The sequence below is a fragment of the Micromonospora xinjiangensis genome (assembly GCF_056150165.1).
In genome coordinates this window covers 463,355-488,420 of record NZ_JAXCFO010000005.1, presented here as the reverse complement: position 1 = coordinate 488,420, position 25,066 = coordinate 463,355, and the positions used below count along the sequence as shown (strand labels likewise).

General features: G+C 75.1%; 23 protein-coding genes and 1 riboswitch. Of the genes, 6 read left to right on the top strand and 17 right to left on the bottom strand.

All coding sequences use genetic code 11. The features are described from left to right. Positions 1 to 12: 12 nt before the first annotated feature. From serS to SM573_RS21095, 3 genes are all read right to left on the bottom strand, one after another. Positions 13 to 1,299 (bottom strand): serine--tRNA ligase, encoded by a 1,287-nt coding sequence (gene serS / locus SM573_RS21105; RefSeq protein WP_474612974.1) that lies wholly within the window; start codon positions 1,297 to 1,299, stop codon positions 13 to 15. A gap of 131 nt (positions 1,300 to 1,430) precedes the next feature. Next, on the bottom strand, positions 1,431 to 2,507 hold the full coding sequence (locus SM573_RS21100) for a DNA polymerase III subunit beta family protein (RefSeq protein WP_474616911.1): 1,077 nt from the start codon (positions 2,505 to 2,507) through the stop codon (positions 1,431 to 1,433). 70 nt (positions 2,508 to 2,577) lie between these two features. Continuing rightward, positions 2,578 to 3,753 carry a saccharopine dehydrogenase family protein gene (locus SM573_RS21095; protein WP_474616863.1) on the bottom strand — a complete coding sequence of 392 codons (1,176 nt, stop codon included), beginning with the start codon at positions 3,751 to 3,753 and terminating at the stop codon, positions 2,578 to 2,580. A gap of 125 nt (positions 3,754 to 3,878) precedes the next feature. Here SM573_RS21095 and SM573_RS21090 point away from each other — a divergent pair, with 125 nt between their 5' ends. Beyond that, on the top strand, positions 3,879 to 6,863 hold the full coding sequence (locus SM573_RS21090; protein WP_474616862.1) for a helix-turn-helix transcriptional regulator: 2,985 nt from the start codon (positions 3,879 to 3,881) through the stop codon (positions 6,861 to 6,863). A 113-nt stretch (positions 6,864 to 6,976) separates the two neighbouring features. Here the strand turns inward: SM573_RS21090 and SM573_RS21085 are convergent, their stop codons facing one another. The 3 genes from SM573_RS21085 to SM573_RS21075 are packed head-to-tail and all read right to left on the bottom strand — an operon-like array spanning position 6,977 to position 8,760. Further along, positions 6,977 to 7,525, bottom strand: coding sequence for a DsbA family protein (locus tag SM573_RS21085; RefSeq protein ID WP_474612977.1), 549 nt, complete (start codon positions 7,523 to 7,525; stop codon positions 6,977 to 6,979). Then, positions 7,522 to 8,019: a redoxin domain-containing protein gene (locus SM573_RS21080; RefSeq protein WP_474616861.1), complete on the bottom strand. Its 498-nt coding sequence runs from the start codon at positions 8,017 to 8,019 to the stop codon at positions 7,522 to 7,524. The genes SM573_RS21085 and SM573_RS21080 overlap by 4 nt, the downstream gene beginning before the upstream one ends. Before the next feature lie 54 nt (positions 8,020 to 8,073). Then, positions 8,074 to 8,760 (bottom strand): BON domain-containing protein, encoded by a 687-nt coding sequence (locus SM573_RS21075; protein WP_474612979.1) that lies wholly within the window; start codon positions 8,758 to 8,760, stop codon positions 8,074 to 8,076. Between the two features lie 191 nt (positions 8,761 to 8,951). On the opposite strand from SM573_RS21075, the gene SM573_RS21070 reads away from it, so the two are divergent. Beyond that, complete coding sequence (locus SM573_RS21070; RefSeq protein ID WP_474616860.1) at positions 8,952 to 9,590, top strand: maleylpyruvate isomerase N-terminal domain-containing protein; 639 nt, start codon at positions 8,952 to 8,954, stop codon at positions 9,588 to 9,590. A 131-nt stretch (positions 9,591 to 9,721) separates the two neighbouring features. Here SM573_RS21070 and SM573_RS21065 read toward each other — a convergent pair whose 3' ends face one another. Both SM573_RS21065 and SM573_RS21060 read right to left on the bottom strand, forming a co-directional pair. Then, positions 9,722 to 10,129, bottom strand: a complete 408-nt coding sequence (locus SM573_RS21065; RefSeq protein WP_474612981.1) for a hypothetical protein — start codon at positions 10,127 to 10,129, stop codon at positions 9,722 to 9,724. 239 nt (positions 10,130 to 10,368) lie between these two features. Further along, entirely contained in the window at positions 10,369 to 10,509 is a 141-nt protein-coding gene (locus tag SM573_RS21060; protein WP_474612982.1) for a hypothetical protein, read from the bottom strand. Between the two features lie 366 nt (positions 10,510 to 10,875). Here SM573_RS21060 and SM573_RS21055 point away from each other — a divergent pair, with 366 nt between their 5' ends. Next, positions 10,876 to 11,238 (top strand): STAS domain-containing protein, encoded by a 363-nt coding sequence (locus SM573_RS21055; RefSeq protein WP_474612983.1) that lies wholly within the window; start codon positions 10,876 to 10,878, stop codon positions 11,236 to 11,238. A 64-nt stretch (positions 11,239 to 11,302) separates the two neighbouring features. On the opposite strand, the gene surE is transcribed toward SM573_RS21055, so the two are convergent. Continuing rightward, the gene (gene surE / locus SM573_RS21050) at positions 11,303 to 12,124 is read right to left on the bottom strand and encodes a 5'/3'-nucleotidase SurE (RefSeq protein ID WP_474612984.1); all 822 of its coding nucleotides are present in this window, start codon (positions 12,122 to 12,124) and stop codon (positions 11,303 to 11,305) included. Continuing rightward, complete coding sequence (locus tag SM573_RS21045; protein ID WP_474612985.1) at positions 12,121 to 13,098, bottom strand: PfkB family carbohydrate kinase; 978 nt, start codon at positions 13,096 to 13,098, stop codon at positions 12,121 to 12,123. Before SM573_RS21045 ends, surE begins: the two co-directional genes overlap by 4 nt. A 181-nt stretch (positions 13,099 to 13,279) precedes the next feature. Here SM573_RS21045 and SM573_RS21040 point away from each other — a divergent pair, with 181 nt between their 5' ends. Continuing rightward, complete coding sequence (locus SM573_RS21040) at positions 13,280 to 13,750, top strand: SRPBCC family protein (protein WP_474616859.1); 471 nt, start codon at positions 13,280 to 13,282, stop codon at positions 13,748 to 13,750. Positions 13,751 to 13,779: 29 nt separating this feature from the next. Here the strand turns inward: SM573_RS21040 and SM573_RS21035 are convergent, their stop codons facing one another. From SM573_RS21035 to SM573_RS21010, 6 genes are all read right to left on the bottom strand, one after another. Further along, positions 13,780 to 14,298 carry a hypothetical protein gene (locus tag SM573_RS21035; RefSeq protein ID WP_474612987.1) on the bottom strand — a complete coding sequence of 173 codons (519 nt, stop codon included), beginning with the start codon at positions 14,296 to 14,298 and terminating at the stop codon, positions 13,780 to 13,782. A gap of 133 nt (positions 14,299 to 14,431) precedes the next feature. Then, entirely contained in the window at positions 14,432 to 15,496 is a 1,065-nt protein-coding gene (locus tag SM573_RS21030; RefSeq protein ID WP_474616910.1) for a coiled-coil domain-containing protein, read from the bottom strand. 13 nt (positions 15,497 to 15,509) lie between these two features. After that, positions 15,510 to 15,641, bottom strand: a riboswitch (cyclic di-AMP (ydaO/yuaA leader). Positions 15,642 to 15,794: 153 nt separating this feature from the next. After that, positions 15,795 to 16,709, bottom strand: coding sequence for a cation diffusion facilitator family transporter (locus SM573_RS21025; protein ID WP_474612988.1), 915 nt, complete (start codon positions 16,707 to 16,709; stop codon positions 15,795 to 15,797). Between the two features lie 103 nt (positions 16,710 to 16,812). After that, positions 16,813 to 18,930: a HelD family protein gene (locus SM573_RS21020; RefSeq protein ID WP_474616858.1), complete on the bottom strand. Its 2,118-nt coding sequence runs from the start codon at positions 18,928 to 18,930 to the stop codon at positions 16,813 to 16,815. Between the two features lie 118 nt (positions 18,931 to 19,048). Further along, positions 19,049 to 19,981 carry an alpha/beta fold hydrolase gene (locus SM573_RS21015; protein WP_474616857.1) on the bottom strand — a complete coding sequence of 311 codons (933 nt, stop codon included), beginning with the start codon at positions 19,979 to 19,981 and terminating at the stop codon, positions 19,049 to 19,051. 202 nt (positions 19,982 to 20,183) lie between these two features. Continuing rightward, entirely contained in the window at positions 20,184 to 20,513 is a 330-nt protein-coding gene (locus SM573_RS21010) for a hypothetical protein (RefSeq protein WP_474612991.1), read from the bottom strand. Between the two features lie 319 nt (positions 20,514 to 20,832). Here SM573_RS21010 and SM573_RS21005 point away from each other — a divergent pair, with 319 nt between their 5' ends. Then, on the top strand, positions 20,833 to 21,324 hold the full coding sequence (locus tag SM573_RS21005; RefSeq protein ID WP_281572846.1) for a DUF3145 domain-containing protein: 492 nt from the start codon (positions 20,833 to 20,835) through the stop codon (positions 21,322 to 21,324). Positions 21,325 to 21,409: 85 nt separating this feature from the next. Then, the gene (locus SM573_RS21000) at positions 21,410 to 23,143 is read left to right on the top strand and encodes a glycoside hydrolase family 3 protein (protein ID WP_474612992.1); all 1,734 of its coding nucleotides are present in this window, start codon (positions 21,410 to 21,412) and stop codon (positions 23,141 to 23,143) included. Between the two features lie 4 nt (positions 23,144 to 23,147). Here SM573_RS21000 and SM573_RS20995 read toward each other — a convergent pair whose 3' ends face one another. Next, positions 23,148 to 25,013 carry a potassium channel family protein gene (locus SM573_RS20995; RefSeq protein WP_474616856.1) on the bottom strand — a complete coding sequence of 622 codons (1,866 nt, stop codon included), beginning with the start codon at positions 25,011 to 25,013 and terminating at the stop codon, positions 23,148 to 23,150. Positions 25,014 to 25,066: the final 53 nt, after the last annotated feature.

Here is a 25,066-nt window from a genome sequence, read left to right as displayed (position 1 = left end):
CCGGAGACGGGGTCAGCGGGTCGGGGTCAGGCGGTCGGTGCCCAGGCGGTCACGGAGGACCTCCGGCACGATCACCGACCCGTCGGGCTGCTGGAACTGCTCCAGGATGGCCGGGAAGAGCCGGCTCGTGGCCAGCGACGACCCGTTGAGGGTGTGCACGAAGCGGGTCTGCTTGCCGCCCGGCTCCCGGTAGCGGATCGCCGCCCGGCGCGCCTGGTAGTCGCCGGCCCAGGAGACCGACGACACCTCCTTGTACTTGTTCATGCTCGGCATCCACACCTCGATGTCGAGGGTCTTCCGCATCGACGCGCTGGCGTCACCGGCCGACAGCAGGCTGCGCTGGTAGTGCAGGCCCAGCTTCTCGACCAGGCTCTCGGCGTGGGTGACCATCTCATCCAGGGCCGCGTCCGCCTGCTCGGGCAGCGTGAACTGGAAGATCTCCACCTTGTTGAACTGGTGGCCGCGTACGGTGCCGCGCTCGTCGGAGTGCGAGCCCGCCGCCTCCCGCCGGTAGCACGGCGTGTACGCGAACCGCTTCAGTGGCAGCGAGGCCGTGTCGAGGATCTCGTCCTGGTAGGCGCCGAGGATCGCGGTCTCCGAGGTGGGCAGCAGGAACTGGCCGCGCGGCGCCGACTCCCGGTCGAGGTGGTAGACGTCCTCGTAGAACTTCGGGAACTGCCCGGCCGCGAAACCGGCCGTGTCGAGCAGCAGGTGCGGCGGCAGCAGGAAGTCGTAGCCGGCCTTGACGTTCTCGTCGATGAAGAAGTTCAGCAGCGCCCACTCCAGCCGGGCGCCGAGACCGGTGTACATCCAGAAGCCGGAGCCGCCGAGCTTCACGCCCCGCTCGTGGTCGACCAGGCCGAGCATCCGGGACAGCTCCACGTGGTCGCGGACCTTCTCCAGCGCCGGCTGCTCACCGTGGGTCTTGACGACCCGGTTGGCCTCCTTGCCGCCCGGCACCACGTCGTCGGCGGGCAGGTTGGGCAGCTCGCTCATCGCGGTGCGCAGCCGGGCCTGCACCTCGTCCAGCTCGGACTCCAGCTCGGCGAGCTGCTTGCGCTCGGCCTCCGGCGCGACGACCTCCGGCTCGCGGCCGGCCCGCTTCGCCTCCGCGTACGCCCGCGCCTCCGCCTTGCGGCGCTGCCGCTCGGCGTCGATCTCGCCGATCAGCGCCCGGCGCTCCTGGTCGAGCCGCTGGATCTCGTCCAGGGCCCGGTTGACCTCGGCGGGATCCAGACGCTTCGCCAGCGCGGTCGCCACCGCCTCGCGATCCTTCCGGATCAACTCCATGTCGAGCATGCTGCTCCGTACGCCTCCGTCCGGCAGTCGGGTGGACCTCCAGATGCTACCGTCGCGGCCCGCCGCGCCCGGGCCGGGGAGCGCGGCCGTCCCCCCGGACGGGCGGCAGGTCAGGGCCGGGTGGAAGACCCTCAGAGCCGGATCGGCATCAGGATCGAGAAGGTGTCCTCGTCATCCGGGCGGCGCACGGCCAGCGGGGCGATCGGGCCGTCGAGCTCCAGCATCAGCTGCGGCCCGCCGGCCGCGTCCAGCGCGTCGAGCAGGTACTCGCCGTTCACCCCGATCCGCAGGCCCGCGCCGGCGTCGACCTCGCCCGGGTCGAGCAGCCGCAGCCCGTCCCGGTCGTCGAGGCCGAGCACGGTCACCGCGATCGGCGTCCCCTCGTGGTCGCGGGCGATCGTCGGGGCGTCGGCGCGGCGCAGCGCGGTCCGCAGCGCCGCCGCGTCGACCGGGATCCGGTGCGCCGGCGGCTCGCCGACGGCCGCCCTGAGCAGTCGCCGGTAGTCGGGGAAGTCGTACGGCATCGCCGTCGTGGTCGCCGCGGACCCGGCCACCGCGAGCGACACGTCGGTGCCCTCGACGGCGAGGTGGGCCTCCGGGGCGGTGTCGGCGCCGGTGTCCAGCAGGGCGGCCACCTCGTCGACGAAACCGGCCGGCACCAGCACCCGGGCCGGCGGCCCGTCCGCCCGCTGCGCGCCGGCCCGGGCCACCGCGAGCCGGTGCCGGTCGGTCGCGACCAGACGCACCCCGTCCGGCTCGACGTCGAAGAGGACACCGCCGAGCGCGGGAAGTTCGGGATCGCTGCCGACGGCGAACCGGACGGCGGCGACGGCGTGCGCCAGCTCGACGCGGGACAGGACGAGGCGGGTGGTCATGGCGGGCTCCTCGGGGCCGATCAGGGCACGGATCCGGGAGAGTTCGCGGCGGGCGTCGGCGAGACCGTCCTCCAGGCGGCGCAGGTGCGTGTCCAGCAGCCGGTGCACGGCGGCCGGTTCGGCCCGTACCGCGGCGGCGATCTCCGGGACCGGCATGCCGACGCGGCGCAGCCCGGCCACCAGCCGGGCCGGGGCCACCTGGTCGTCGGTGTACCAGCGGTAGCCGGTCACCGGGTCGACGCGCGCCGGCACCAGCACCCCGGCCGAGTCGTAGAACCGCAGGGCGCTGACCGTGAGCCCGCTGGCCCGGGCCAGCTCGCCGATGCTGCGCAGCTCGCTCTCCACGGTCGTGATCCTGTCGTCTCAAGCTGGTCGAGGGTCAAACCGCCGGGCTGGACCGGTCTCACCGGTCCAGCACGCGGAACGTGATCCCGGCGCGGGTGAGCCGGTCGAGGAGCGCCTCGCCCATCGCGGTGACCGGGGTGAGCTGGCCGGCGCTCGGGGGCAGGTCGTCGAGGGCCAGGCAGAGCGCGGACTCGGCGAGCATCTTCGCCGTCTCGTCGTAGCCGGGGTCGCCACCGGAGACCTCGGTGCGTACGCGCCGGCCGCCGCCCGCGCCCACGAACCGGACCCGGAACCACGACCGGGCCCGCTGCTCCGGTGTCGGTCCCTGCCCGGCGGCGAGCCGGCCGAACAACCACCGCCGGGTCGGCGCGAGCTTCGTCAGGCCCGCCACGGCGCCGAGCCCGGCCGCGGCGGCCACCACGGTGGGCAGCCGCTTGACCGCGGCGAAGTGCCGGTAGCGGAAGTCCGGACCGTACTCGGCGCGGGCGGCGGCCGAACGGCGTACGACCTGCGGGTCGATGGTCGGCAGCGGCACCGCCCACATGCCCAGCTCCGACGGGCGGGCGAGCCGTCCCGGCACCGCCCGGACCCGCCGCCCCTCCGGCCGCGGCTCGACGGCGCGTCGCTCGCGGGCCACCCGGCCCGCCTCGGCCGAGCGGGCGAAGGCGAGGAGCGCCGAGTGGTACGTGCCGCCCGAGAACCGTCCGCCGACCCGGACGAAGCCGTCCACGGTGATCGGCACGTCGTCGGGGAGCTGCCGGACGGTGAACCACGCACCGAGGTCGTGCGGGACCGAGTCGAAGCCGCAGGCGTGCACGAGGCGCGCCCCGGTGCGTACCGCCTCGGCGTGGTGGCGCAGGTACATGAGGTCGACGAACTCCGGCTCGCCGGTGATGTCGAGGTAGTCGGTGCCGGCCCGGGCGCAGGCGGCGACCAGCGGCTCCCCGTGCCGGATGAACGGGCCGACGGTGCTGGCGACCACGCGCGCGCACTCCGCCAGGTCGCGCACCGCGGCGGGATCGGTCGCGTCGACGGTCAGCAGGGGCAGCTCGGCCAGCGCCGGGTCGATCGTGGCGAGCCGCGCCCGCACCGCGGCGAGGCGGTCGGCGTCGCGCCCCGCCAGCGCCCACCGCAGCCCGGCCGGCGCGTGCCGGGCCAGATAGTCGGCGGTCAGGCCGCCGGTGAACCCGGTCGCCCCGAACAGCACCACGTCGTACGTCCGCTCCCCAGCCATCCCGCGAGTCTGCCACCCGACACCGATCGCCCGGCGCCGGCGCCGTCCGTAACCTCCCTGTTCATCCGCTATGGGGGGCTCGACGAGGGCTCCCGGCCGGCCGTGAACCCGCTCGCCCCGAAGGGGTGAACCGCGCCGCGCCGGGTAACCGCCGGCCGACCGGGGGGTGGAACGCGTCCGTGGGGGTGGGCCGCATGCCGGAACAGCGCAGCGGGGCACGGGTGGAGACGGTGCGGCGCGGGACGCCCGCCGTTCCGCTGCTGGCGTCCCGCCTGACGCCGCCGGCGCTGCCCGAGCCGATGGTGGCCCGGCCCCGCCTGCTGCGCCTGCTCGACGCGGGCAGCGCCGGGCCGGTCACGCTGGTCAGCGCCCCGGCGGGCTGGGGCAAGACGACGCTGCTGGCCAGCTGGAGCCGGCTGGTGGACGGCAGCTCGGGGGCCGGCGCCGAGGTGCGTGCGGACGGCAGTGTGGCCGAGCCGTCCCGGCCGGCGCCCGCCTGGGTCTCGGTGGAGGCGGGCGACGACGGTCACCGGCTCTGGTCGTACCTGGCGGCGGCGCTGCGCCACAGCGCCGAGCCGGGGGAGGACGTCGCCCCCGTGCCGGACCGGCCGCCCCGCCCCGATCAGTTGGAGCTGCTGGCCGCCGCGCTCGCCGCCCGGGACCGGCCGGTACTGCTGATCCTGGACGACCTGCACCGGGTCACCGACCCGGCGGCGTTGACCGGGCTGGACTTCCTGCTGCGCCACGCCGGGCAGCGGCTGCGCCTGGTCGTCGGCGCGCGGGCCGGGCTGCCGCTGGCCGTGCACCGGCTGCGGTTGGCGGGGGAGCTGACCGAGATCGGCCCGGACGAGCTGGCGTTCACCGACGACGAGGTGGCCGACCTGCTCACCGCGCACGGTGTGACGCTGCCCGCCGCGGCCCTGCGTGAACTGCGGCAGCGCACCGGTGGCTGGCCGGCGGCGCTGCGCTTCGCCGCGCTGGCGCTGCACCGGCAGCCGGATCCCACACGCTGGGTCGAGCAGTTCGGCGGGGACCAGCCGGAGATCGCCGGTTACCTGCACGAGGAGGTGCTCGCCGCGGTCGATCCGGCGTCCCGCGAGCTGCTGCGCCGCACCGCGCTCGCCGAGACGGTCTGCGCCGACCTGGCCGACGCCCTGACCGGCGGGTCGGACGCCGAGCGGGTGCTGGCCGACCTGGCCGGCGACGGCGGCCTGCTGCGCCGCGACGAGAGCCGACCGCCCTGGTACCGCTGCCACCCGCTGCTGGCCGACCTGCTCCGGGCGGAGCTGTCCCGGCTGCCCGCCGAGGAGCTGCGCGAGCTGCACCTGCGGGCGGCGGGCTGGTACGCGGCCAACGGTCGGCCGGCCGACGGGCTGCGGCACGCCCTGGTCGCCGGTCAGTGGGAGCGGGCCACCGAGATCTTCGTGGCGCAGTGGCCGGAGCTCGCGCCGTACGACCGGGATGCCGTGGGAGTGCCGGCTCCGGCGCCTCCGCCGCCGGAGGCGGTCCGGCGTGACCCGGAGCTGGCGCTCGCGTGTGCGGCCGAACGCGCCCACGCCGGCGACACGGCGGCCGCCGCGGACCACCTTCGCGTCGCCGCCGCGCACGCGAGCGCCCTGCCCACCCCGCGCCGGGACCGGTTCCTGCGGCTGGCCACCGCGGTGGAGCTCACCCTGGCGCGGCTCGCCGGCGACCACGCCGAGGTACGTGCCGCGGCTGCCCGTCTGGTCCGGGGGCGGACCGGGGAGACCCGGTCCCCGACCGCCGCGGCGCCCAGGGATCTCCCGTCCCCGACCGGCGCGGCGCCCGAGGCGGGTACCGCCGCCACCCGCCCGGCACGCACCGACCGACGTGCGGCTGGACCCGCCGCGGCGGAAGGCGTGGCCGCAGGCCCGCGCGGCAGCGCCACCGAGGACGCCGACCTGCGGGCGTTCGCCGGCACCGCGCTCGGGCTCACCGAGCTGGCGGAGGGGCGGCTGCCGGCGGCGCGTCTCGCGCGGGCGTCGGCCGCCGCCCGGGAGGCGGGCCGCCCGCGCACGGAGCTGGTCGCCGCCAGCCGGTCGGCGCTGCTGCAGGCGTTCGCGGGCGAGCTGCGCGCCGCCGAGGCGTCCGCGCGGGCGGCGCTCGCCATGCCGCCCTGCCACGGCTGGGCGTGCCGGGTCGACTGCGCGTACGCCTATCTGGCCCTGGCCGTCGTGGCGTTGCACCGGGACCAGTCCGAGGAGGCCGCCGCGAACCTGGCGCTCGCCGCCCCCGCGACCGGTGGCGAGCCGGACGTGGGTACGACCACCGAGGTCGCCGCGGTGGCGGTCGCCGCGCTCTGCCGCGCGCAGCTGCTCCAGGACCGGGGCGAGGCGGCGGCCGGGCACCGGCTGCTGGCCGAGGCCCGGCAGCGCCTCGCCGACCGGCCCGCCGCCACCGAGCTGGCGCACCGGCTGCTGGCGGCGCACGGCGAGCTGCTCACGGCCCGGGGCGACCTGGACGCCGCGCGGGACCTGCTGGCCGGCCCGGTACGTGACGGGGTCGAGCCGGTCGCGCCGCCCGCGGTGGCGCTGGCCCTGGCCGAGTTGCGCGGCGGTGACGTCCGGGCCGCCGCACGCGTGCTGCCCCAGTGGCAGGCGCCGGAGGCGGCGCGGTGGCCGCTGCCCGTGCGGCTGGAGGCGGGGCTGCTCGACGCGGTGCTGACCCGGCGGGACGGGGACGAACGCCGCGCCGGCCGGATCCTGGAGCAGGTGCTCGACCTGGCCGCCCCGGAGGGCTTCCGACGAATGTTCACCCGCGCGGAGCCGGCCGTGCGGGACCTGCTCGCCGCGCACCTCGACACCGGCACGGCGCACTGGTCGTTCGTGAGTGACCTCGTCCGCGGCGCGGACGAGCCGGCGCAGCGGGGGCCGGTCGAGCCGGGGCCGACGCTGGACGAGCCACTCACGGAACGTGAACTCACGATCCTCCGCTACCTGCAGAGCATCCTGTCCAACGTGGAGATCGCCAGCGAGCTGTCGTTGTCGGTCAACACCGTGAAGACCCACGTGCGCAACATCTACCGCAAGCTCGACGCGACCCGCCGTCGCGAGGCGGTGCGGCGGGCCCGCGAGCTGCGGCTGATCTGAGCCCTGCGAGGGCCGGCCGCCGGCCGACGGGTGCGTCGGCCGGCGGCGTGCCGTGGCGGGCCGCCGCAGGCTCGGCCGCGGGATGTGGTGTCACGGCTGGGCGGGGTGCCGGGTCACGGCTCGGCCGCGGCGTCGACCGCGGCGAGCAGGTCGGCGAGGTCGTACCCGCCGTCGTGGCGGACGTCGTTGACGAAGAGCGTCGGGGTGCCGTTCACCCCGCTGCGGATCCCGCCCACGAAGTCCCGCCGCACCCGGTCCGCGTGCGCCTGCCGCTCCACCTCGGCGCCGATCTCGTCCGGTGGCAACCCGATCTGCTCGACGCCGAGCGACAGGTGCACCGGGTCGAGCTGGTCCTGGTGCTCGTACAGCCAGTCGTGCATCTCCCAGAACCGCCCGCGCACCCCCGCGGCCTCGGCCGCTTCCGCCGCGCTCTCCGCGTACGGGTGCACGTTGGCGATCGGGAAGTAGCGGTACACGAGCCGCACGGTGCCCTCCCGCTGCCGGAGCATCTCGTGCAGGTTGGGGTACGCGGCACCGCAGTAGCGGCACTGGAAGTCGCCGTACTCGACGACCGTCACCGGGGCGTCCATCGCGCCGCGGACGTGGTCGGCTCCGGTCACCGGCGTCCGCAGGCGCGCGGTGACCTGCAGGGGAGTGGTCATCCGACCGTCACCTCCCGCTCGGCGCGCATCCGCTCCAGCGAGTCGAGGATGCCGTCCGCGCCCGGGTTGACCTCGGGTGGGGAGAGGTGGCTCCAGGCGACCGTCCCCTCCGGGTCGAGCACCACCAGCGCCCGCGCCGCCTCGCCGTTGTCCTGGTAGGCGCCGTACGCCCGAGCGACCTCGCCCTTGGGCTCGAAGTCGGCCAGCAGCGGGAACTCGATGCCCTGGGCCTGTGCGAAGGCCCGGTGCGACCAGAGGCTGTCCACCGAGATGCCCAGCACGGCCGCCCGGTAGCGGTCGAACTCCGGCATCGCGGCCTGGTAGAGCGCCATCTGGTCGCCGCAGACCGGACTCCAGTCGGCCGGGTAGAACGCGAGCACCACCGGCCGGCCGCGGTAACGGCCCGGTCCGGTGTGCCGCCCGTCCGGGGTGGCCGGCAGGGTGAAGTCGGGCGCCGGCCGCCCCGGTCCGATCAGCCCGTTCGGATCAGTCATGACTCCCACGCTCGCTCGGCGTGGGGTGAGGGCGGCTCACCCGCCCGGGGTGGTTCAGCGCAGCACCGGGGCGACGGCGATGCGGTTCTGCACCTCCCGGATGCCCGGCGCCGACCAGGCGACCCGCTCGACCTCGGCGCGTTCCGGCATCGAGTGGACCACTCCGCTGAGCAGCACCGTGTCGCCGTGCACCCGCACCGTGACGTGCTCGGCCTCCGTGGCCCGGCTGCGGGCCAGCGCGTCGACGATCCGCTCGGCGAGTTCGTGCCCGTCGGCGCGCGCCGCCGGGCGCACGCTGATCCCGTTGCTCACCCCGCGTACGCCGGCCAGCCGGCTGACGGCGCGTTCGGCCGCCCGTCGCTGGTACTCCCACTCGACGTCGCCGTGCATGGTGACCCAGCCACCCGAGACGGTCACCTGCAACTGCTCGACCGGTACGAAAGCGTCCCATTCCAGGGCGTGGCCGGCTGCGGCGGCGATCTCCGGGTCGGCGCGCTCGGCCCCGCCCGGCAACTGGACGGTCAGGTCGTTGGCGACGGCGCGGACCCGGGGCACCCGGTGCGCCGCCCGTTCGGCGGCCCACTTCTTCGCGTAGCTGTCGACCCGGCCGCTGAGCGTCACGACGCCCTCGGCAACGGTCACGCCGATCTCGTGCGGCCGGACCCGCGGCTCCCACGTCAGCTCGTCGAGGACGTCCGATTGGATGTCCTGGTCGGTCCGGGTGACGGTCTCGGTGGCCATCGCTGCCTCCTCCGGTCGCGTCGGGCGGCTCCGGCACGCACGCCCGCCTGAGGGCGATGCTGCCCCCGGTCGGGGTGAGCCACCCTCGCCCGACCCGGGTGAGGGTGGCTCACGGTTACCGGCGGGGTGATCATGCCGCGGCGCGGCGGAGGCATAGGCTTCGCGACGGTCCCACCCCGAGGAGGTAGAACATGGGTCCGATCAGGACGGCCTATCTCATCGCCGCGCGTTCGGCCGTACGGCTGCTCGGCGATCCGGCGGTCGCCCAGCGGTGGCAGCGCCCCAGCGCGCTCGCCGAGTTCGGCGTCGCGGGTCTCGCCGGACACCTCGCCTCGCAGGTCTTCCAGGCCGAGACCATGCTGGCGGCGCCCGTCCCGCCGGGTGACCCCGTCGACCTGCTCGATCACTACGCCCGGGGCAGCTGGATCGGCGCGAGCGTCGACGACGAGGTGAACGTGGGCATTCGCCGGGTCGGCGAGAAGATCGCCGAGGAGGGGCCGGAGGCGCTGGTCACGCAGACGGCGGCGGCGGTGGACCGGCTCACGGCCGCGTTGGCCGACGAGCCGGCGGACCGCGTCGTGCACCTGGCCCGGGGGCCGTGGTCGCTCACGTTGGACGACTTCCTGACCACCCGGCTCATGGAGCTCGCGGTGCACTCCGACGACCTGTCGGTCAGCGTCGGCGTACCCACACCGGAGCTGCCCGCCGAGGCGATCGACCCGGTGCTGTCGCTGCTCGCGCGTCTCGCCGTGCGCCGCCACGGCCAGCCGGCCGTGCTGCGCGCGCTGGCCCGCGCCGAACGAGCTCCCACCCACATCAACGCCATCTGACCCACCCACGCCCTGGGTCCGGGCCCCCGTGTCCGGGGCGATCATGCAGTTGTGATGCCTCGGTTCGGGCGCTTACGCGGCCTTTGTTCACGACCACAACTGCATGATCGACGGGGTCCGGCGCGGGCGGGTCAGGTGTCGAGGTTGACGGGGGAGTTGGGGCGGTCGACGTCCACGAACTCGATGTCGTCCACCGCGCGGTCCTCCCGGCTGCCGGCCGCCCGGGCGGCGGTGCCGGCGGCCCAGCCGATCGCGGCCCCCACCAGGGCCACGCCGATCAGGAGGGTCCACGGCAGCGCCGGCTTCCGGCCGGCGAGCGCGTCGAAGGCGAGGGTGGCCCGGCGGCGGGCCTCGTCGGCGGCGGAGCCGACCAGGTCCCCGGCTCCGTCACCGAGCCGGTGACCGCCCCGGCGCGCGGAGCGGGCAGTGTCCCGGACGCTGTCGCCGGCGGTGTTCACTGCGCTGACCAGTTGCTGCCACGCCTGGTCGGCGATCCGCTCCGGCCGGCTGCGGCGGTCCAACAGGGTGGTACCGAACATCGGGGTTACCTCCTCGGGGTGCCGGACGCGGCGATCACGCCGGCCTCGGCCCTGCCGGCCACCGCGAACGGTTCGCCTACCGCCAGTGCCCCGCCCACCGGCACGGCAAACCCGCCGAACGGCGCAGTCCGCCCGTACGGGCGGGTCGGGTGCGGGTCGGGACACACGCCGCCCGCGACCCGGTGCTGCGACCGGGGCGCGGGCGGGCGAGGTGTCGAGGGTCGTCGGAGGCGACGTGCTCAGCGCAGCACGATCACCGAGACGCCGTGCGCGAAGTCGTCGTCACCGTCATCGTCGTCGTCCCCGCCGCCGAAGCCGCAGGCCAGCACGAGGGCGAGCAGGGCGGCCACGCCGGCCAGCCCGGCCAGTTTCTTGATCATCGATCGTCCTCTCTGTAGGGCGCTCCCGGCCGATGCTAGGCAGTGGCGGCAACCGGACCGGCGCGTCGGGCGCCGGCCGCGGAGGGTGCGCGGGCGGGCGGACGAACGGGCCCGGGCACGCCCGGGACGTGCGGTTTCGGCCGGACTGGCCGAGACCCGCTACCCTGGGGCGGCGACGCGTGAGTCGTGGCGAATCGTTGAACGAAGTGACGAAGAGAAGAGTCCGGACAAGGGCGACGAAAAGTGCCCTGATCCGCGAATTGCTCATCCCCCAGGGGTGGCGACCGAGGCCGTCGGAGGAATACTCTCGGTCGCGGCCCGCGTACTGACGAGGCGCCCGGGGGACGGGCGGGTGGAGGTGCTCGCGTGAGCCTGTCGATCGTGAAGTCGGTTCTGTCGGGTGGCGTGGTGGAGATCGCCCCGCGGGGTGAGATCGACGTCGACACCGCCTACGAGGTGCGCGAGGCGATTGCCGAGGTGCTCGCCAAGGGGCGTCCGACCCGCATCGAGCTCAACATGCGGCTGGTCACGTTCATCGACTCCGTCGGCATCAGCGCGATGGTCGCCGGCTTCCAGACCGCCGAGGTGAGCGGCGTGAAGCTGGTGGTCACCGAGCCCAGCCGCTTCGTGCACCGGCAGCTCTGGGTGACCGGTCTGCTCGGGCTCTTCGGTGCTCCCGAGCCCTACTACGCGGGCAACCCCACCCCGGAGGTGCTGCCGGGCGCCTGAGCGCCCGACCAGCGCCCGCCGGGAAGCGAGGACGCGCCCGCGCGCCGCGCCGACCGGCGGACGCTCACCCCTCCAGGCCCGACAGGTCCACGTCGCCGACCTCGCTGACGGCCCGGATCGCGGTCACGGAGGCGTACCCCTCGGCGAGCAGCGCCAGGTCGGTGCCGGCCTGCGCGGCCTGCCCCGGCTCCTCCAGTGAGGTGCGGACGAAGCCGTGCCCGGCCTCGGCGACCGTCATCTGCACCTGACCGAAGGTGGCCAGAGTGCCGCGGCGTACGCCGCGCAGCCGCTCCTGGGGCAGGTCCGGCGCGTTGACGTTCAGCACGCTCTCCGCGGGGGCGGCGGTGAGCCGGGGCAGCAGGTCCAGGGCGACCCGGGCGGCCGTCGACCAGTGCCGCTCCGCGTCCCGTACCCGCCCCGCCGCGGCCACCGCCGCGCCGCCGCTCGCCGCGGTCGCCTCGCCGGCGCTCAGCACGTCGAGTGACACCGCCATGGCCCGGCAGCCGTTCGCGGCCGCGGTGAAGGCGGCGCCGACCGTGCCGGAGTGCAGGATGGCCCGTCCGGCGTTGGCGCCCCGGTTGACCCCGGACAGCACCACCGACGGCGGGGGCCCGAACGCGCCGTGCATCGCGATCAGCGCGATGAAGCCGGGCGAGCCGCCCACCCCGTACGCCGGCACACCGGGCAGGTCGGGCAGGGGGTGGTCGCGCACCACGACGTGTCCCTCCCGCTCCACCGCCGTCATCGCGGCGCTGGTGCCGCTCGCCTCCTCCAGCGGGGCGGCGACCACGACGTCCAGGCCGCGTTCCACGGCCGCCCGGGCCAGCGCCTCGATGCCGGGCGCGCCGATGCCGTCGTCGTTGGTGACGAGCACGCGGAGGGTCATCGCTCGACCGCCCGGTCGGCCAGCTCGTCCGGAGTGGTGCGTTGCTGCGGGCGGGAGGCGGCCGGGACCAGCTTCACGCGGTCGACCAGGCCGGTGATCGAGTCGAGCCGGCCGGTGCCGAGACCGTGCCGGGTGACGTTCAGCGCCCCGGCCGCCGCACCCGTCCGGATCGCCGTACGGATGTCGCCGCCGGCGGCGACCACGGCGGCGACGCCGGCGGTCATCGAGTCGCCGGCTCCGCGCGGGTCGGCCGTCTCGAGGCGGGGCATCTCCACCTCGAACACCTCACCATCGACAAGCGCGAGGGCAGGCCGGTCGGCCCGGCTCACCACGACGCTCTCGGCGCCCGCGTCGTGCAGGTCGAACATCGCGCGGGAGAGCTGCTCCTCGTCGTCCTCGGCGGCCCGGCCGTCGCGGATCAGCTCCTCGTGGCTCACCTTGAGGAAGAAGACCCCGCTCTCCAGGACCGCGGTGAGGTGGTCCCCGGAGAGGTCGACCACCACGCGCCCGCCGTTCGCGCCGAGGTCGGCGGCGAAGCGCCGGTAGAGGTCCGGCGGGACCAGCGTGGGATCGTTGGGCCCGCTGAGCACGCTCACCGGGGCGCGCAGCCCCTCGCCGAGCGCCAGGTTGTAGAGCTCGTCCAGCTCGTGGCGGCTCAGCGGCTGGCCGGGCACCTCGACGATCTCCCGTCGGGTGCCCTCGCGCCGGTCGTGCACGTAGCCACCGCTGCCCGAGTCGCGGACCACCACCTTCAGGTCCACGCCCTCGCTCACCAGCAGCGGTTCGAGGACCTGGCCGATCTCCCCGCCGAGCGCGGTGCAGAGCACCACCTCCCCACCGAGGGAAATGATCATCCGGGCCTGCCAGACGCCCTGCCCGCCCGGGTGCAGGTGGATCTCGGGCTGCCCGGCCGGTTGGTCGACGGTCACGGTCAGCAGGGGCGTGGGGGCGAAGACCATCACGTGTCCGCTCATGCGCCGTGTCCGTCCATCGTGTGCACCTCCGTTGGCGGTCAGGGCTGTGTGATTCCCCACCGCTTGACCGTTATGCGAAGGTCACCCGAACGTGCGATGTCGACCCGGTTGCCACCCGGGGTGTTGCCGGGCGGGGCCCGGTGGGCCAGGATCGGGCGACCGACGGCGGCGGGGAGACGGCGTGCTCAGGCGGGATTCCTTCAGCTACACCGTCCAGGCGCGCTGCGCGCTCACCGACGCGGCCGCCCTGCTCGGCGACCTGAGCCGGCAGGGCGAGCTGCATCCGCTGATCGTGCGGGTCCGCCGGGTGCCGGCCCGTCCGGGAGCGCGGGCCAGTTACACCGTCACGGATCGGTTGACCGCGGGGCCGGTGCGGTTTCCGGTGACGTACCAGGCCGATGTCCTCGTCGACACGACCGACCAGATCGTGACGGTGGCCCGGCAGTGGCCCGCCACGACGGTACGCAACCACACCCGCCTGCGCGCCGAGCCCGGCGGGCTGGTCCGGATCGACGTCGAGATCACGCTCGCCGCGCCGGCGCCGCTCTTCGCGTACGCCTTCCGGCAGGCCCGGGCCGCGCACCTGGCGCTGGCGAACCGGCTCGGTGGGGTGCTGGACGGCGAACCGGGCGGGCCGCCGGCCGTGACCTGACCACCGGTGCGTGCGGTCGCGGCGCCCGGTCAGCCCCTCGGTCGCCCGGCCGCCGTGGCCGGTCGGCGCGTGGTGGGCGGGACCGCCCGCCGCGTCCGGCCCCACGGCTTGTACGTCGACAGCACCGTAGCGATGATCATGAGAGTGGTGGACACGGCCGGGGCGATGATCAGGTCGGCGCGGTCGCGGGGCGGCAGGGCGGCACCGAGGTCCCCGGCGGCACGCAGGTTCGGTGTGAGCAGCGCCAGCACGAGCACGACCATCACCGTGGTGATCAGCAGCTTGACCAGCACCCAGCGGTGGCGCAGGAGCCCCCACGGGGTGAGCAGGCTGCTGGCGACGCCGATCACCCAGACCATCACGCTGAGCGGCGCGAAGAGTGTCGTGCCGACGAGGGCGGCGACCGGGTAGACCACGGCCGGGTCGGCCCCGCGCAGGACGGCGACGCCGAGGGTGAGCAGCACGAGGTCGGTGCCGAGCCACCCCAGCGAGGTGACCAGGTGCAGGGTGAGCAGGGCCTTGCGGGCGGTGGGCGGTGTCCGGCTCATGTGGGTGATGCTGCCCGCGTCGGCCGCCCGGATCGTCCGACCACCGACGACACCCGGCCTACGCTTCGGGACGTAGCGACCCGGCGCGGTGCCCGGTGGGTGGCCGCCACCTGGCGACCACCCACCGGCGCGATCAGTACACCGACAGGTGCACGTGGTTGGTGTGGTCGCTGGACGGGTCGCCGCCCGCCCCGCTGTACGACTTCCATCCGCTGCTGGGCAGCCAGATCTGCCGATACCAGATCACGTAGAGCACGGCGAGCCGGTCGGCGTTCCGGATGAAGTACGCGGCCAGGTTGTTGCCGTACGTCTTGTCGCCGCCGGTGGCGTCACCGCCGAAGCCGTTCTTCTGCGCGGCGAAGTCGCACGCCCGCCCCTTCGGGTGCTCTCCCGAGCCGCCGCTGCGGTAGCACGAGACGTAGCGGGTGAAGCCGGCCGCCTTGGCCTGGTTGAGCGCGTGCAGCATGCGGGGCGTGATGCAGCCGTTGGCCGGGGTCGGGTCGTTGACGCTGCACGACTCCTTGGGCCAGGACCCGTCGGAGTTGCGGGGTGCCGGGGCGGCGTTCGCGGTGGAGGTGCCGCGGTTGGAGCCGCCGCTGGCGGCGCGGGTCGAGTTGCTGGTGGCGACCTCGAGGGCCCGCTCGGCCTGCTCCTTGCGCTTGGTCATGACCGCGACCTGCTTGCGCTGCTCGCGGATCTCGCCGTCCACCGCGGCCCGGGTGCGGGTCATCTCGTCCCGCGTCTCCATCAGCTCACGCAGTGCCCGGTCCTCGTTGGCGGCGACCGCGTCGAGCGCGGCCGCGCGATCCAGGAAGCCGTCCGGTGAGTTGCTGTTGAGCAGCGCCGACACGGCGGCGAGCCGGCCGGTGCGGTAGGCGACGCCGGCGATCTCGCCGACCTTGCCGCTGCGCTGGGCCAGCTCTCCCTCGATCGTCTTCAGCTCGGCGGTCAGCTGTTGCTGGCGCTTCGTCGACCGCTCCAGGGCCGCCTTCGCGTCGAGGTAACCCCGGCTGGCCGCGTCGAGCTGGGCCCGGAGGGCGGGCGTGCCGCCCTCGTCGTCCTGCGCGGGTGCGGCGGCGGCCAGAGCGGCCGGGGGAGTGGCCGCGATGGCGGTGCCGGGGGTGAGCGCGACGCAGAGGGCGAGCGTCGCGGCGATCAGGGCCGCCGTGCGGGCGGCGCGTCGTCGTACGGGTGCCACTGGTGGCATGCACATGTCCTTCCGTCAGCCGCCGACCGGGTTAGCTGACGGGTTCGGGACGGAAGATCCCTACCGCTGACGCGGATGCACCCCACGAACGTGGTTCCCCGGCTCGCCCGTGCGGGCGATTAGGCGACGGTCCCCGCCGGCGCCGGTGGGCGCCGCCTGGCGGAGGCCGGGACCGAGCCTACCGGGGCCGGTGGGGCTGGTGCAGCAGATGTGACTCCGCGTGCCGCCACAACTACCGGTAAATCGGTCATAGGGGGACGATACACGCCAAGAATTAAGGTTGTCCTCATTACCACTCCACCGCCCCGCAGGCCCCAGCGGCCGCACCGGGCTCGATCTGCAACGTGGCGTGCTCGATGTGGAAGTCCTCGTGCAGGGCCCTGCGGGCGGCGGCGAGCACGGTAGCGATCTCGGCTCCGGGTGCCATCGTGAGGTGCGCGGAGGCCACCTCCATGCCCGAGGTGAGGGTCCAGACGTGCAGGTCGTGCACGTTGGCGACGCCGGGTACGGCGGCCAGCCGGTCGCGCACCGCGCTCACCTGGAGGTGCTCCGGTGCGGCCTGGACGAGGATCCGGACCGCGGCCCGCCCGAGCCGCCAGGTGCGGGGAAGGATGAACACGCCGATCGCCACCGCGACCAGCGGGTCCGCCCACCACCAGTCGGTGACCGTGATGAGGGCCGCCGCGCCGATGACGCCCAGCGAGCCGAGCAGGTCGCCCAGCACCTCGAGGTAGGCGCCGCGCAGGTTGATGCTCTCCTGCGCGCCCGGGCGCAGCAGTGCGAAGGCGACCACGTTGGCGAGCAGGCCGAGGACGGCCACGGCCAGCATGGGGCCGGCCAGCACCTCGGGCGGGTCGCCGAAGCGGCCGACCGCCTCGACCACGACGTAGACCGCGACCCCCGAGAGCAGCACCGCGTTGGCGAGCGCGGCGAGCACCTCGAGGCGGTAGAGGCCGAAGGTGCGCTGCGGGTTCCCGGTGGCCCGGCGCCCGGCGGTGATCGCCGCGAGGGCCATGCCGATGCCCAGCACGTCGGTGAACATGTGCCCGGCGTCGGAGAGCAGCGCGAGCGAGCCGGTGCGGAAGGCGGCCACCGCCTCGACCAGCATGAGGGCGGCCAGCAGCGCGAAGGCCGCCCAGAGCCGGCCACGGTGGTGCTGCGCGGCGTTCGCCACCGACCGCTCATGGTCATGACCTGCGCCCACGAGACCACCCTCCGCGCGACCGTTCCGACCGGTCCAACATATGCTCACATCGCTATGTATGCAAGTGAGGGGTCGGGCGGTCCGCCGACCGGGGCGGGAGCCCTCAGCCCGTCGGATCGATCGTCGTGAGCCGCTGGGTGGCCCGGGAGAGCGCCACGTAGAGGGTCCGGACACCCGAGCCCGGATCCGACCGGATCTCGCTCGGGGCGATCAGCACCACGCCGTCGTACTCCATGCCCTTCGCCTCCAGGCTGGTCACCACCTGGAGACGGGGGGCGCCGAGCGCGCCGAGCCAGGCGGCCACCTCGTCACGGCGGGGCACCGGGGTGATGACCCCGACCGTCCCCTCCACCTCGCCGAGCACCCGGGTCACCGCCGCCACGGTGGTGGTCTCCAACTCGGTCGCCGGCACGACCAGCTCGACCGGGTCGACACCCGTGGAGCGGACCGCGGTGGGCAGCGCGAGGTCGGGATCGACCCGCCGGATCTCGGCCGCCGCCACCGCGAAGATCTCCGAGGAGTTGCGGTAGTTGGTGGTGAGGGTGAAGTGGTGCCGCCGGCGGCGGCCCAGCGCCTGGTCCCGGGCCCGCGCCAGCTCCCCCGGGTCACCGGTCCACGCGGTCTGCGCCGGGTCGCCCACCACCGTCCAGGAGGCCAGCCGGCCCCGCCGGCCGATCATCCGCCACTGCATGGGCGACACGTCCTGCGCCTCGTCCACCACCACGTGCGCGTACTCCCGGTAGTCCGCCGGGCGCTCCCGGGCCGCCTCCCGCGCCGCCCGCCGCCGGTCGGCGTACGTGCTCAGCTCCCGGACCCCGCCCGCGAGCTGGAACGGGTCCCGCTTCGGCCGGGCCGGCTGCACCGGCTTGCCGAGCAGCGCGTCCAGCTCGTCGAGCAGCGCGATGTCGGCGATCGTCAGCCCGTCGGCGTCCAGCGTCCGGTACGCCTCCGACAGCAGCCGGATCTCGGCTCCGGAGAGGACGCCGCCCGCGTACCGCCGCAACCGCTCCGGACGCGCCAGCCAGCCGAGCACGTGGCGCGGGTGCAGCCGGGGCCACCAGGCCTTGAGGAACTCCCGGAACTCCGGCCGGTCGGCGATCTCGTCCTCGAAGACGCGCTGCTCCGGCAGCCGGCCGACGCCCAACCGGCGTGCCTGCGCCCACAGCGCCGCGAACACGCCGTCGAAACCCGCGCGGCGCACCTCGTTACGCCGTGCGCCCCGGGGCAGGGCCCGGTCCCGGATCGCGTCCAGCTCGCGGCGGTCCAGCCGCAACAGCTCACCCCGGTAGAGCAGGCGCAGCTCGTCCGGGCCGTCCGGCACCGCGTCGCGGACCGCCCGCTCCAGCACCCGGCGCATCCGCAGCGACCCCTTCACCGCGGCCACCTCGGGCGGGTCGGTGCGGGTGGCGGTCATCCCCGGGAAGAGCGTCCCGAGCGAGTGCAGGGTGGCGGTCTCCTCGCCGAGGGAGGGCAGCACCGAGGCGATGTACTCCACGAAGACCGAGGAGGGGCCGACCACCAGGATCCCGCCGCCGGCGTACCGGCTACGGTCGGAGTAGAGCAGGTACGCCGCCCGGTGCAGCGCCACCGCCGTCTTGCCGGTGCCCGGGCCGCCCGACACGATCGTCACCCCCGAGCCGGGGGAGCGGATCGCCTCGTCCTGCTCCCGCTGGATGGTGGCCACGATGTCGCGCATGCCCCGGCCGGTGGCCCGCGAGAGCGTCGCGAGCAGGGCGCCGTCGCCCACCACGGCCATCTCCGGCGGCGCGGCGCCCGGGTCGAGCAGGTCGTCCTCGATGCGGACGACCCGCTCACCGCTCGACTGGATCGTCCGGCGGCGGACCACGCCCAGCGGCTGGGCCGGCGTGGCCTGGTAGAAGGCGGCGGCCGCCGGCGCCCGCCAGTCGACCACCAGGCTGGCCGCGTTCTCGTCCCGGATGCCGAGCCGCCCGATGTGCAGCACCTGGCGGTCGCGCAGGTCGAGCCGGCCGAAGACCAGCCCCTCGTGCTCGGCGTCCAGGGTGTGGCGCCGCTGGGCGGCGTGGAAGACCATGGCGTCCCGCTCGACCAGCGCGCCGAAGTTGCCGACCCGGGCGAGCCGGTAGCCGTCCCGCTCGGCGCGGACCGCCGACCGCCGCAGCTCGGCGAGTCGGGCGTACACCCGGTCGAGATGCCGCTGCTCGACGGCGATCTCCTGCTCCAGGGTGGTCTGGTCGGTCACGCGCTCTCCTGATCCCCGTCGGCGGCGGCCGCGCGAGAAACCGCACGCCGCACGCCGGGCCAACCGAACGAGGGTACGCCCGGTCGTCCGTGCCGCTCCGCCAGGTGGTGCGCGGTCCTCAGGCCCCGGCCGCGGCCCGCCGCGCGACCACCGCGCCGCCGAGCACCTGGCGCAGCACGCCGAGCAGCGCGGCGTTCACCTCGTCGGGCCGCTCCATCATCAGCATGTGGCCCGCGCCCGGGCAGACGGTCAGTTCGGTGGTGGGCAGCGCGGCGGCGATCGACTCGGCGCACGGGGGAGGGGTGAGCCGGTCCCGGTCGCCGACCAGCGCGGCGGCCGGCAGGTGGGCCAGCTCGGCGAGGGTCTCCAGCCGGTGCTGTGCCCCGATGGAGGCCCGGAACCCGCCGATCGAGCGCAGCGAGGCGCGGGCCACCGCCGAGGTGACGAGACGGATGTCGGCGGGGTCGCAGTGGTCGCCGAAGAGCAGCCAGCGGATGCTGGGGCGAAGCGCGCGCAGCAGCGGCAGGGGCGGCCGCCAGGACCCGCACCGGGCCAGCACGCCGGCGCCGGTGGTCTCGGCGAGCCGGATCAGCCGGGCGATCCGCGGGGAGAGCCCGTAGACGGTGTGGGTGTGGCCCTCGGCGGTCGTCGAGACGAAGGCCAGGCCGGCCGTGCGCGCCGCGAAGTGCGCGGGGTGCCGGTGCGCGTACTCCATGATCGTCATGCCGCCCATGGAGTGCCCGACCAGCACCACCCGGCCGGTCGGGGCGACCGCGTCGACCACGGCCGCGAGATCGTCGCCGAGCTGGGCGAGCGTCGCCGTCGGCAGCGGCATGCAGCTGGAGCGGCCGTGACCGCGGGCGTCGTACGCGACCACCCGCACCGCCGCGCCGAACGCCTGGCCCAACGCGTCGACCTGGCGGTGCCAGCTCCGGGCGTCCAGCGTCCAGCCGTGCAGCAGGATCGCGGTGACCTCGGCGTCCGGCGGCCCGGCCGTCTCCACGTGCAGGCGCACCCCGTCGGCGAGGCGTACCTCCGTCTGCTCCGGCATCGCCACCTCCCCCGGGCCGCCCGGATCCGTGCCACCGGGGGTACCCGGTGGTAACACCGGCTACCCGCCATGACAGCACGCCAACCGTGCCGTGGGGAATCTCCCGGTGGCCGGCCAGTGGTCGGTCGATGGCGGCGCAGACGCGGAACCGCCCGCCGGGATCATCCCGACGGGCGGTTCGGTGTCGCTGTGGGGGGAGGGCTCAGCCCTCGAAGACGCCGGCCTCGACCAGGCGCTTCTCGGTCGCGTCCCAGCCGTCGCCGGGGTGCGCCTCGGCGAGGGTGTTGAGCTCGGCGCGGATCTTGGCGGCGTGGCCCGCGGCGGCCAGCACCCGGATCTCCTCGATGAAGGCCTCGGAGTCGGTGCGCAGGTGCGCGGTCTTGCCGTTGGTCAGGTTCCGCACGTAGGCGTGCTTGCCGCCGTTGAGCGGGATCAGGTACTTGAACTCGCCCAGCACGCTGAGGGCGCCACCCTGGCCAGCCTGGCCGGCCCGGACGGACGCGCGCGCGGTCTTAGAGGTGTTGCTCGCCACGGAGGTACTCCTTGCAAGACGTACGGGAGGACTTGATCGTCCGGGGGCTGTGCGGACGACACCGGGATGGATGGGCCCGCGAAAGACGTGCGCGGCACAAGCCGCCGATGGAACTGTACACGACCACGATCCCTGGCTGGTCATCGCGCCGTCAGGGGTTCCAACGGCAACCACCCGTCCGGCTATTCCGGCGGTTTCCACCGGCGAGTTTTCCGATTCTCTGGCGCACCATCCGTCACACAAGTCATCATGTGTTGCAGGAGCCACTCGGTGATCGAGGTCGTAGGGGAAGACGCACCTCGCTCTCCGGGAGGTCACCGTGCCAACGCGTGGCGTCGTATACGTCCACTCGACCCCGCTCGCCGTGTGCTCGCACGTCGAGTGGGCGATCGCGCGCGTCCTTGCCGCGCCGGTCAACCTGCAGTGGACCGCACAGCCCGTCGATCCCGGCGCCCGCCGGGCCGAGTGCGGGTGGACCGGTCGTCCGGGGACGGGCGCCGAGCTGGCTGCTGCCCTGAGGCAGTGGCCCATGATCCGTTTCGAGGTGACCGAGGAGCCGAGCCCCGGTGCCGACGGTGAGCGCTTCATGCACGTCCCGGGGCGGGGCCTGTTCCGCGCCACGGTCGGCGCGGCCGGCGACATCCAGCTCGGGGAGGACCGGCTCCGCAGCATCCTCGCGACCGCCCGCGCCCCGGAAGCGATCGCCCACGCGCTCGACAAGGCGCTCGGCACCGCGTGGGACGCGGAACTGGAGCCCTACCGGTACGCGGGCGACGGCGCGCCCGTGACCCTCCTCACGCGCGTCGGGTGACCCCCGCCCCGAGGTGCGCGCCCGGGCCGGAGCGGGCGGCTCCGGGGAAAGGTCAAGTTGCCCCGATACGCGGTGAACTGGTGGGATGGGCGGCGTGTCGTTCCGCCGCACTCCCCTCGCTGTCGCCGCCCTGACCGCTGTTCTCGTCTCCGGCTGCTCGGGTGCCCCGGAGCGCCCCGAGCCGACGCCGTCGAGCACGCCGCCGGGCGCGGCGACACCCCGCGCGACACCGAGCACCGCGCCCGACGATCCCGCGGCCCGCGCGCGGGTCCTCGTCGGCACGCTCAGCGACGAGGACCTGGTGGGTCAGGTGCTGATGCCGTACGCGTACGGCAGCGCGGCGACCAGCGTGTCGCCCGGCTCGGCGGCCGGCAACCGGGCGCTCGCCGGGGTGGACACCCCGGCCGAGATGATCACGAAGTACCGGCTCGGCGGGCTGATCCTCGTCGGCTTCAGCGCGGACGACCCGACCAAGGGCAACCAGGAGACCACCAACGTCGACAGCCCGACCCAGGTCCGGGCCCTGACGACGGGGCTGCGTGAGGCCGCCGGCAAGCTGCCCACCGGTGCGGCGCCGTTCCTCATCGGCACCGACCAGGAGTACGGCGTGGTCACCCGGATCACCGACGGGGTGACGGTGCTGCCCAGCGCGCTGGCCGCCGGGGCGGCCGGTGACCCGGCGCTGACCGAGGCCGCCTGGCGGGCCGCCGGCAACGAGCTGGCCGCCATGGGAATCAACCTCGACTTCGCTCCCGTCGCCGACGTGCTCGCCACCCGCAGCACGGTGATCGGCTCCCGGTCGTTCGGCGCCGACCCGCAGCGCGTGTCGCCGCAGGTCGGGGCCGCCGTCCGGGGGCTGCAGGGCGCGGGGGTGGCCGCCACCCTGAAGCACTTCCCCGGGCACGGGCACAGCGCCGACGACTCCCACGAGGAGCTTCCGGTGCTCACCCAGCCCCGGGAGGCGTTGGAGGCCGGCGCCTGGCCATCGTTCGAAGCTGGCATAGACGCCGGCACGATGGCCGTGATGTCCGCCCACCTCGACGTGCGGTCGGTCGACCCCGGCACGCCGGCGACCTTCTCCCACAAGCTCCTCACCGACGTGCTCCGCAACCAACTCGGTTTCCAGGGCGTGGTGATCACCGACGGCATGAACATGGCGCCGGCCAAGCGTTGGTCGCCGGGGGAGGCCGCGGTGCGGGCGCTCAACGCCGGCAACGACCTCATCCTCATGACGCCGAACGTCACCCAGGCGTACGACGGCCTGCTCGCCGCGCTGCGCGACGGCTCGCTGCCACGGGCCCGGCTGGTCGACGCGGTGACCCGGGTGCTGACCATGAAGTTCCGGCTGGCCGGCCCGCCCGCGCCCGCGATGTCCACGCTCAACGGTCCGGAGCACCGCAAGGCGGCCGACGCCCTCGCCGCCGCTGCGGTGACGGTACTGCGCGGCTCCTGCGGGACCACCCCGGTCCGGGGGCCGGTCACGGTCACCTCGTCGAGCGGCCGCGACGGCACCCGGGCCCTGCTCTCCCAGGCGCTGAAGGCGGCGGGGGTGCGGGTGGTGCCGAGCGGCGGCACGGTGGTGCACCTGGTGGGTTACGGCGACGGGGCCGGTGACCTGCGTGCCGACGCCGCCGTCACGGTCGCGATGGACACCCCGTACGTGCTGGGCTCGGCCACCTCGCCGACCCTGCTGGCCACCTACTCCTCCAGCCGGGCGTCGATGACCGCGCTGGCCCGCGTGCTGGCCGGCAAGGCGCGCCCCGCGGGCCGGTCCCCGGTGACCGTGCCCGGCCTGCCCGCGAGCACCTGCGACAGCTGACCCGTCAGGCCTCCGACCGGGCTCCGGCGTGCGGCGGCCCCGGATCGCCCGGGTCCGAGGCGGCCGGTCCGGGGTGATCGCCCGGCCGGCGTCGCCCTCCTCGCAGCAGCAGCGGCAGCGGCGTCGGCTCGGCCAGCGCCGGAGGATCCGGGCTGGACACGGCCCGGGGCAGCAGCGCGGCGAGCCCCGCCCGGGTCGCCACCACGATCAGCCGGTCGGTGCGTACCAGCGGGCGGCGCTGGGGCAGCGACCAGATCGTCTGGCCCGCCCGGCCGGTACGCATCGCGATGACGCGGACCTCGCCCGGCCGCGAGATGTCGGGACAGAACGCGCCCTCGAGTTCCGAGCCGGCGCCGATCGGGAGCTCGGCCAGGAGGAGGACGCGGCGGCCGACGGAGATGGTGTCGATCACCTCGCGTCCCATCATGGCCGCCGCGAAGGCGGGTGCCGCGAGGTACGACACGCTGCGCGACCGGGTGAGACCGAAGGTCCGCTGGACGCGTTGGGCGAACCCGTCGTCGAAGAGCCGGAGCACGACGCGCGGCGACCCGCCCGGTTGCCCGGACGGCGCCCGGCCGGTGGCGTGCGTCGAACGCCCGAGCAGCGCGGTCTCCAGGTTCGTCACGTCGTCCCCGGTCAGCACGACCAGTGCCCGGCAGGTCTGCACGGAGGCGGCGCGGAGGGTCTCCGGGCTGGTCGCGTCGCCGATCACCACGGGGAGCCCGAACTCGCGACCGACGGCCACCCCCCGCGCCGACGCCGTCCGGTCCACCCCGACCACCGGCACGCCGAACGCGTGCAGCTCCTGGAGCACCCGGGTGCCCACGTTGCCCAGCCCCACCACGATCACGTGATCGGTGACCGGGTCGGCGAGCCCGCCGGCCGCCACCTTCAGCCGGGCGTGCACGAGCGCGTCGACGACCAGCGCGGTGACCGCCGGCACGATCGCGACGCCCGCGACCGCCAGGACCACCGCGGTCACCTTCTCGGCCAGCGGGGCTCCCGGGTCGGCCTCGGCACCGCCGAGCGCCGTGAGCAGCGCCAGGTAGACGGCCTCGACCGGTCGCAGGCCCCGGGCGTACGCGAGCACCGCGCCGGCGGCGACGAACAGCACGGCCATGCCGGCCAACGTCCGCCGCAGGTTCCGCCCGAAGACGAGGGCGGTGGTCCGCAGCAGGCGGGGGCGACGCCGTCGGGGCGGCTCGGGGCGGGGCTGCCCGTACGCCCGGACGAGGACCAGATCGGCGGCATCCTCGTCCGACGGCAGCGTGACCGGCTCGGGCCCGTCGGTGCGCGCCAGCGCGCAGACGATGTCGGCGGCCTCGTCGAGGGTGCGCCGGCTTGCCGTGCGGAGCAGTTCGCCGTCGGGTAGCCGCAGGTAGGTGGGGGCCTCGTCGCCCAGCGTCGCCGCCACGAACGCCGGGGCGGCGATCTCGGACCCGGACAGCACGGCGCAGTCCCCGAGCATGCTCGACACGCCCTCGCCCAGCACGGGATTGAACAGGCGGACGACGAGCCGTACGTCCGGGTCCAGCTCACGGACGATCATGGCGGCGTCCACGTTGGTGACGTCGTCGGCGCCGACCAGCGCGACCGCCGCCGCCTGCCGCACCCTGGCGCGGTCCAGCACCTCCGCGGTCAACCGGCGCGCCACCAGGACCTCCGGCCGCAGCCCCGGCTCGCCGGTCTCCGGCCCGAACTCCGCGATGTCCGGTGCGTGGTTCTCGTTCAGCGACGGCAGCACCACCGTGACCTGCGCGCCGTACCGGTCGACGAGCTCCGCCACCAGGCGGCGGGCGAGCGCGCCGTCGCCGCAGACCACGAACCGTTGGGCGGACGGCTCCGCCGCCGGGGTGGTGTCGTCGGACACGCCCCGGAGCGTAGTCGCTCCCGTCGACCAGGACGGAAACGGACAGTGACGCC